The sequence below is a fragment of the Shewanella sp. AS16 genome, assembly GCF_021412365.1.
Lineage (GTDB): Bacteria > Pseudomonadota > Gammaproteobacteria > Enterobacterales > Shewanellaceae > Shewanella > Shewanella salipaludis.
Genome location: NZ_JAKCLK010000367.1, coordinates 1 through 285 on the forward strand (window position 1 = coordinate 1; position 285 = coordinate 285).

The following is a 285-nucleotide window of genomic DNA, read 5'->3' on the forward strand; positions in this document are numbered from 1 at the left end:
CAGAACTACGAATACGGTTATTCGGTTTCTGACCGCCAGCAGTTTGTTGGTGAGTTTACCGGTGAGCGCAAGGGGGACCTCGCGGCGGTAGCGGTGAAAAATAAATTCTCCGTTGGCGACAGCCTTGAGCTGATGACGCCGCAAGGCAACATTAACTTTACCCTTGAGCATATGGAAAACGCCAAAGGTGAAGCTATGCCGGTCGCACCAGGCGATGGTTATACTGTGTGGCTCCCGGTGCCGCAGGATCTTGAGCTAAATTACGCGCTGCTGATGCGTAATTTC

1 protein-coding gene is annotated in these 285 nt (G+C 52.6%); it reads left to right on the forward strand.

Annotated elements, in window-relative coordinates:
- The coding region (locus LZP73_RS20685) for a U32 family peptidase C-terminal domain-containing protein (protein WP_234236849.1) at window positions 1-285 on the forward strand (285 nt) is incomplete at both ends.